Annotated in this window: 6 protein-coding genes; 3 read left to right on the top strand and 3 right to left on the bottom strand. The window is 68.5% G+C overall.

What is annotated here, in order from left to right; translation table 11 throughout:
* On the top strand, positions 1-632 hold a 632-nt coding region (locus CF70_RS12165), incomplete at its 5' end, for a tetratricopeptide repeat protein (RefSeq protein ID WP_035864658.1).
* An 88-nt stretch (positions 633-720) separates the two neighbouring features.
* Here CF70_RS12165 and CF70_RS12160 read toward each other — a convergent pair.
* The 3 genes from CF70_RS12160 to CF70_RS12150 all read right to left on the bottom strand — a co-directional run bounded on the left by CF70_RS12160 (position 721) and on the right by CF70_RS12150 (position 3,302).
* Positions 721-915 (bottom strand): DUF1059 domain-containing protein, encoded by a 195-nt coding sequence (locus tag CF70_RS12160; protein ID WP_035864656.1) that lies wholly within the window; start codon positions 913-915, stop codon positions 721-723.
* 220 nt (positions 916-1,135) lie between these two features.
* A complete protein-coding gene (locus CF70_RS12155) occupies positions 1,136-2,077 on the bottom strand; it encodes a 2-hydroxyacid dehydrogenase (RefSeq protein ID WP_035864653.1) in 942 nt (313 codons plus the stop codon).
* Positions 2,078-2,249: 172 nt separating this feature from the next.
* A complete protein-coding gene (locus tag CF70_RS12150) occupies positions 2,250-3,302 on the bottom strand; it encodes a LacI family DNA-binding transcriptional regulator (protein WP_035864650.1) in 1,053 nt (350 codons plus the stop codon).
* A gap of 255 nt (positions 3,303-3,557) precedes the next feature.
* Between CF70_RS12150 and araD the strand changes: the two genes are divergently transcribed.
* Positions 3,558-5,318, top strand: coding sequence for an L-arabinonate dehydratase (gene araD, locus CF70_RS12145; RefSeq protein ID WP_035864647.1), 1,761 nt, complete (start codon positions 3,558-3,560; stop codon positions 5,316-5,318).
* A gap of 69 nt (positions 5,319-5,387) precedes the next feature.
* Positions 5,388-6,371, top strand: a complete 984-nt coding sequence (locus CF70_RS12140) for a tripartite tricarboxylate transporter substrate binding protein (RefSeq protein WP_035864645.1) — start codon at positions 5,388-5,390, stop codon at positions 6,369-6,371.
* Positions 6,372-6,614: the final 243 nt, after the last annotated feature.

Genomic DNA, 6,614 nt, shown 5'->3' with positions numbered 1-6,614 from the left:
GCCCGGCCGGCGACGCGCCGGCGCTGGCGGCGTTGCGCCGCGCCGCGGCAGGCAAGGAGGCGGCGGCGCAGACCGCGCTGGGAGAGGCACTGCTGGCGCGAGCGGATGCGGCGCTGCGGGGGGAAGGCGTCGACTGGTTGCGGCAAGCGGCAGGGGCCGGGGACGCGCGCGCGCATTTCCTGCTGGGCAAGGCGGCCTTCCTGGGGGACGGCGGTGGTGCCGGTGGCACGCCTGATGCCGCGGCTGCGTGGCAGCATTTCGCGTTCGCCGCCGCCGCTGGCAATGCCGGGGCCGCGTATTACCTGGGCCTGCTGCACCGCGGCGGCTACGGCCGCACGCCCGATGCAGCCGCGGCTGCCCGCTGGTTCGCAGTGGCCGCCGATGCCGGCGTGGCGCAGGCCATGTTCATGTTAGCCAATGCCTATCGCGAAGGGGCGGGCGTACCGCGTGACGAGGGGCGCGCGGTGGCATGGTATGAAGCTGCCGCCGAGCGGGAACATCCCGAGTCGATCCAGGCGCTGGCCATGGCTTATCGGTATGGGGAGCTGGGGTTGAAGCGGGATGAGGGGAGTTTTCTCGCTCACCTGGGGGAGACTGCGCATGCGCTGAAGCATCCGGCGTTGAAGCCGTGAGTGGTCGTGGGGTGGGTGCGCGGAGGGCTGTCGCGGTTTGCCAGTGTCGCATTCCTGGCAGCGAACGCACCACAACCCCACCCCGATTTCACGCCGGGGGCGACCCATCCTTAAACGCGCTCTTCAGCATCTGCCGCAACTCAGGTCCGTCCTCATGCTTGTGCACCTGCACCGCATGCTGGGCAGCGACTTCAAGCAATTCTTCCTCGCTGTCCGCACTGATAGCCACCGTGCACTTCGACTCACTCGGAAACTCGCGGCAATCGATATATTTGCGTCCCATGCTTTGCCTCCTGACGCGTAAGTCAATCAGGTCAATCAGGTCAATCGGGCAGGGTGCTTCCGGCACCCCGTGCAGGCGCTTACCCCGTGCGGCGCCCTGGCGCGGCGTTGTCCTCGATAAGCGGGGAAGGGTGGCGCCGCCGGGGTGGCAGGCGCCTGATTCAGTATAGGGCGCGCGGCGCGCCACGAAATGTCCGCGGCGCGCCAGCCGGATCGGTCCGTCAGAGTACCGGCGTGATCACCTTGCCGGTGCCGAGAAAGGCATCGAGATTCTCGAACACCAGCCCGGACATGGCGGCGCGGGTCTCGTGCGTGCCACTGGCCATGTGCGGCGCCAGCACGACATTGTCCAGCGCGAACAGCGCCTGCGGCGCCCGCGGCTCGTCGCGGAACACATCCAGCCCGGCGCCGCCCAGGCGGCCATCGCGCAATGCCGCCACCAGGGCATCTTCGTCCACCACGCTGCCGCGCGCGACATTGACGAGGATGCCCTTGGGCCCCAGCGCCTCGATGATGCCGGCCGATACCAGCCCTTCGGTTTCCGGCCCGCCCACGCAGGTCACGGCCAGGAAATCGGCCCAGCCGGCCAGCGCCTTCAGGTCCGGCTCGTGGCGCCACGGCGCGCCCGCGCGCGGGCGGCGGTTGTGGTACGCGATGTCCATGCCGAAGCCGGCGGCGCGCTGCGCCACTTTTTCGCCGATGCGGCCAAGGCCCAGGATGCCCAGCTTCTTGCCGGACACGCGCGTGGTCAGCGGGAAGTTCTCTTGGCCCCACTTGCCGGCGCGCACGTAGCGGTCGCCATGGGCAATGCCACGCGCGGCGTCGAGCAGCAGGCCGAAGGCGAGGTCGGCCACGCAGTCGTTGAGCACGTCGGGCGTGTTGCTGACCTGGATGCCGCGCGCGCGGGCCGCGTCCAGCGCGATCGAGTCATAGCCCACGCCGAAGCTGACGATGGCTTCGAGCCCGGGCATCGCGGCGATGGCTTCGGCCGTCATGCCGTGGCGGGCGGACGTCACCGCCACGCGCGCCTGCTGCGCATGTTCGCGCAGCCATGCCAGCGGGTCGGCCTGTTCCCACATCGGGACGGCCTGGTACTGCTCCCGCAGGCGGGAGTTGATCTGCGGCGCAAGGGGGCCGATCTGGACGAGCGAGACTTGGGACATGGGAGGCTAGGCGAAGGAAAGGGTGCGGGATCCGGGAAGAGTGCGCGGAGCAGGGCGCAAGGCCGGCCGGCCGGGGGCGGTGCCTGTCCCCGCCCGTTGCGGCGTTCGATGCTAGCGCAATCATAGCGTCTCCGGCAAGGCACTGCAGCACCGGGCGCGGAGCGGGCCGGCTTCAGGCGCTGTCGCGCTGGATCACTTCGAAGCCGAGGTCGATGATGCGTTCGCCCACCTCGCGCCCGTCGATGCGCGCGAGCAGGCACTCGGCAGCGGTGCGGCCGATGGCCGGGCCGTCGATGCGCACCGTGGACAGCGCCGGGTAGGTGTGCGCGGCAAAGTTCAGATCGCCGAAGCCCATCACGGCGAGTTGGCCCGGCACCTGCAGCCCGCGCGCGCGGGCTTCCGACAGCGCGCCCTGCGCCAGCGTGTCGGAACTGCAGAACACCACATCGGGCTGCGCGCCGCCGTCGAGCAGCCGCGCCAGTCCCTCGCGGCCCAGCCCCAGGCTGGACGGCGCCGGCACGATGCTGCTCGGCACCTCGGTGACGCCGTGGCGGGCCAGCGCATCGATAAAGCCAAGCCGGCGCGACTCGGCGCGCTGGTCGCTGGCGGACAGGATGGCGGGCCGCCGGTAGCCGCGCGCATAGAGGAATTCGGCCACGGTCTGCCCCACCTTCTCGTGCGAGAAACCCACCAGCATGTCGATCGGCGTGGGCGTGATGTCCCAGGTCTCCACTACCGGCACGCGCGCGGCCAGCAGGCGGCGGCGCGTATCGGCGGTATGCGCGATGCCGGTCAGCACGATGCCGTCGGGGCGGCGCGAGAGGATGGCGGCCAGCAGGTCCTGCTCGCGCGTGGCGGCGTACCCCGACAGGCCCAGCATCATCTGGTAGCCCGCTTGCGAGAAACGGTCGGTGAGCGCCTGGATGGTATCGGCGAAGATCGAGTTGGCGATGGTCGGCACGATGGCCGCGATCAGGCGGCTGCGCCGCGAGGCGAGGCCGCCGGCCAGCAGGTTGGGCACATAGCCGGTGCGCTGGATGGCTTCCTGCACGCGCGCCACGGTGCGCGCCGAGACCAGTCCGGGCTGGTTGACCACGCGCGACACGGTGATCGGCGAGACGCCGGCGATCTTGGCCACGTCGGCCAATGTGACGCTGCCGGTGGCGCGGCCGGCAGCGGGGGCGGGCGCGGTGCGAGGGGTGGTTGGCTTGCGAGGCGGGGCCATTGAGCTCGAAGAAGGATGCGGGAATTGCCGGTCCGCCGCGCGGCGGCGTGGGCGCCATGATAGCGCCGTCGCCCCTCGGCGGGCACCGGTGCCCGCCTGCGCGACGGGTTAACCCCGAGCACGCACGCGTTGTGAGAGATAAATGACAGCGCTATCATTTGTCTTCTCCGGGACGGCGGGCCCCGCTGCCGCACGCTCACGCAAAACAAAAAAGACAGGCGCCGCAACGGCGCCACCGATCAGAGGAGACAGCCCATGCCCACCGCCAACCCCGCGCCGGATGCGCGGCCCCGCAAGCGCCCCGAGGAACTGCGCAGCCATCGCTGGTACGGCGCCCACGACCTGCGCGCCTTCGGCCACCGTTCGCGCACTGCGCAGATGGGCTACAACCGCGCCGACTATGCCGGCAAGCCGGTGATCGCCATCATCAACACCTGGAGCGACATCAACCCCTGCCACAGCCATTTCCGCCAGCGCGCCGAAGAGGTCAAGCGCGGTATCTGGCAGGCCGGCGGCTTCCCGGTGGAGATGCCGGCGATGAGCCTGTCCGAGCCGTTCCAGAAGCCCACCACCATGCTCTACCGCAACCTGCTGGCGATGGAGACCGAGGAGCTGCTGCGCTCCTACCCGGCCGATGGCTGCGTGCTGCTGGGCGGCTGCGACAAGACCACACCCGCCTTGCTGATGGGCGCGCTGGCGATGGACCTGCCCACGATCTTCGTGCCGGCGGGGCCGATGCTGCGCGGCAACTGGAACGGCGTCACGCTGGGCTCCGGCTCGGATACGTGGAAGTACTGGGCTGAATTGCGTGCGGGCAATATCACCGAGCAGGACTGGCAGGGCATTGAAGACGGCATCGCGCGATCGCCCGGCCACTGCATGACCATGGGCACGGCGTCGACCATGACGGCGGTGGTGGAGGCCATCGGCATGAGCTTGTCCGGCGCCTCGTCGATTCCCGCGCCCGATTCGCGCCACGCGCAGATGGCGTCGCTGTCGGGCCGGCGCATCGTCGAGATGGTGTGGCAGGACCTGAAGCCCTCCGAAATCGTCACGCCCGCCGCCATCGACAACGGCGTGCGCACCGCGCTGGCGCTGTCGGGCTCCACCAACGCCATCGTCCACCTGATCGCGCTGGCGCGCCGCGCCGGCTATGCGCTCTCGCTGGACCGCTATGACGAACTGGCGCGCTGCACGCCGGTGCTGGCCAACGTGCGTCCCTCGGGCCAGTACCTGATGGAAGATTTCTACTATGCCGGCGGCCTGCGCGCGATGCTCGCGCAGATGGGCGATCTGCTCGATACCGGCACGCTTACCGTCGATGGCCGCACTCTTGGCGAGAACCTTGAAGGCGCCCGCGTCTTCAACGACGACGTGATCCGCCCGCGCGCCAATCCGCTGGTGGCTGGCGACGGTCTTGCCGTGCTGCGCGGCAATCTTGCCCCGGACGGGGCGGTCATCAAGCCGCCTGCCGCGCGGCAGGACCTGCTGCGGCACACCGGCCGCGCGGTGGTGTTCCGCGACTACAACGACATGGCGGCGCGCATCGACGACCCGCGGCTCGACATCGACGCCAGCTGCGTGATCGTGCTGCAGAACGCCGGCCCGCAAGGCGCGCCCGGCATGCCGGAATGGGGCCAGTTGCCGATTCCGCAAAAACTGCTCAAGGAAGGCGTGCGCGACATGGTGCGCATTTCCGACGCACGCATGAGCGGCACCAGCTACGGCGCCTGCGTGCTGCACGTAACACCGGAATCGTATGTGGGCGGCCCGCTTGCCTTCGTGCGCGACGGCGACCTGATCGAGCTCGATGTCCCTGCCCGCAAACTCAATCTGCTGATCGGCGACGCGGAGATGGCCCGCCGCCGCGCCGCGTGGGTGGCGCCAGAGCCAAAGTTCGAGCGCGGCTACGGCAAGCTTTACCTGCGCCACGTCAGCCAGGCGGACAAGGGTTGCGATTTCGATTTCCTGGAGCCGGTCGATGCCGCGGAGGGCGGCGAGCCGGAGATCCACTGAAGCACCGCGTCCGTCTCGCAGCCGGGGGCGGACCCATCATCACAAGAACGACCGAGGAGACAACACCCCATGAAACGCCAAGCCCTTGCGCTGCTGGCCGCCGCTGCCGCCGTAGCCGCCGCCGTACTCCCGCTGACCGCCTCCGCCCAGGCCAGCTGGCCCAGCAAGCCGATCACCTACGTGGTGCCATTCCCGCCCGGTGGCACCACCGACACGCTGGCACGCCTGATCGGCCAGCGACTCGGGCAGGCGCTTGGCACTACCGTGGTGGTGGAGAACCGCCCCGGCGCCGGCGGCAACATCGGCTCCGATTTCGCGGCCAAGGCGGCGCCCGATGGCTACACCATCCTCGGTGGCACCATCAGTTCGCACGCGATCAATGCCAGCCTGTACCCGAAGATGCCGTACGACGTGGTCAAGTCCTTCGCGCCCATCACGCTGATCGGCACCAATGCCAATGTGCTGGTGGTCAGTGCCGGCAGCCCGTTCAAGACGGTGACGGATATCGTGGCGGAGGCCAAGGCCAGGCCGGATACGCTGGCGTTTGCCTCGGCCGGGAACGGGACTTCGCAGCATCTTGCAGGGGAATTGTTCAAGAGCCTGGCGGGCATCAAGCTGACCCACATCCCGTACAAGGGGAGCGGCCCGGCGATCCAGGATGTGATGGCGGGGCAGGTGCCGATGATGTTCGATACCACGGTGGTGGCTGCGCAGCATATCGATTCGGGCAAGCTGCGGGCGCTGGCCGTGACTTCGGCGAAGCGTATCAAGAGCATGCCGAATGTGCCGACGATGGCGGAAGCCGGGGTGGCCGGATATGAGCTGGAATCGTGGCAGGCGATCTTTGCGCCGGCCAATACGCCGAAGCCGATCGTGGATCGGTTGTATCGGGAGATTTCGGCGATTATCAAGACGCCGGATATGCAGGCTCGGTTGGAGAAGTTGGGGATGGAGCCTTCGGGGATGGCGCCGGAGCAGTTTGCGGGGTTTCAGCGTAGTGAGATTGGGAAGTGGGCGAAGGTGGTGAAGGGGGCGGATATCAGGATTGATTGAAATGGGGGGCTTTGGTTGGGCTTGGCTTCAAATTCAAATTCTTAAAGGCTTAAAGGCTTAAAGGCTTAAAGGCTTAACGCCAGCGGTGCTGCATGGCCTGGAAGCTGGCGGGGTCGTGGCCAGTCAAGCCAGTACCGGCGGAAGCGCGCATGCGCTCTGGGCGTACGGCGAAATCACCGATATCCGGGAGCTCTATTGCTCTGCTCGCTTGGGGCATGCGCTTATACACAACTATCCCCACCG

This window comes from Cupriavidus sp. SK-3, assembly GCF_000611145.1.
Lineage (GTDB): Bacteria > Pseudomonadota > Gammaproteobacteria > Burkholderiales > Burkholderiaceae > Cupriavidus.
Note: the sequence above shows the minus strand (reverse complement) of the source record. Positions and strands in the feature narration are given on the sequence as shown.

What these genes read in the sequence shown, in the direction of transcription:
- CF70_RS12160 (WP_035864656.1), bottom strand. Translation starts at nt 915, where the DNA reads ATGGGACGCAAATATATCGATTGCCGCGAGTTTCCGAGTGAGTCGAAG.
- CF70_RS12155 (WP_035864653.1), bottom strand. Translation starts at nt 2,077, where the DNA reads ATGTCCCAAGTCTCGCTCGTCCAGATCGGCCCCCTTGCGCCGCAGATC.
- CF70_RS12150 (WP_035864650.1), bottom strand. Translation starts at nt 3,302, where the DNA reads ATGGCCCCGCCTCGCAAGCCAACCACCCCTCGCACCGCGCCCGCCCCC.
- araD (WP_035864647.1), top strand. Translation starts at nt 3,558, where the DNA reads ATGCCCACCGCCAACCCCGCGCCGGATGCGCGGCCCCGCAAGCGCCCC.
- CF70_RS12140 (WP_035864645.1), top strand. Translation starts at nt 5,388, where the DNA reads ATGAAACGCCAAGCCCTTGCGCTGCTGGCCGCCGCTGCCGCCGTAGCC.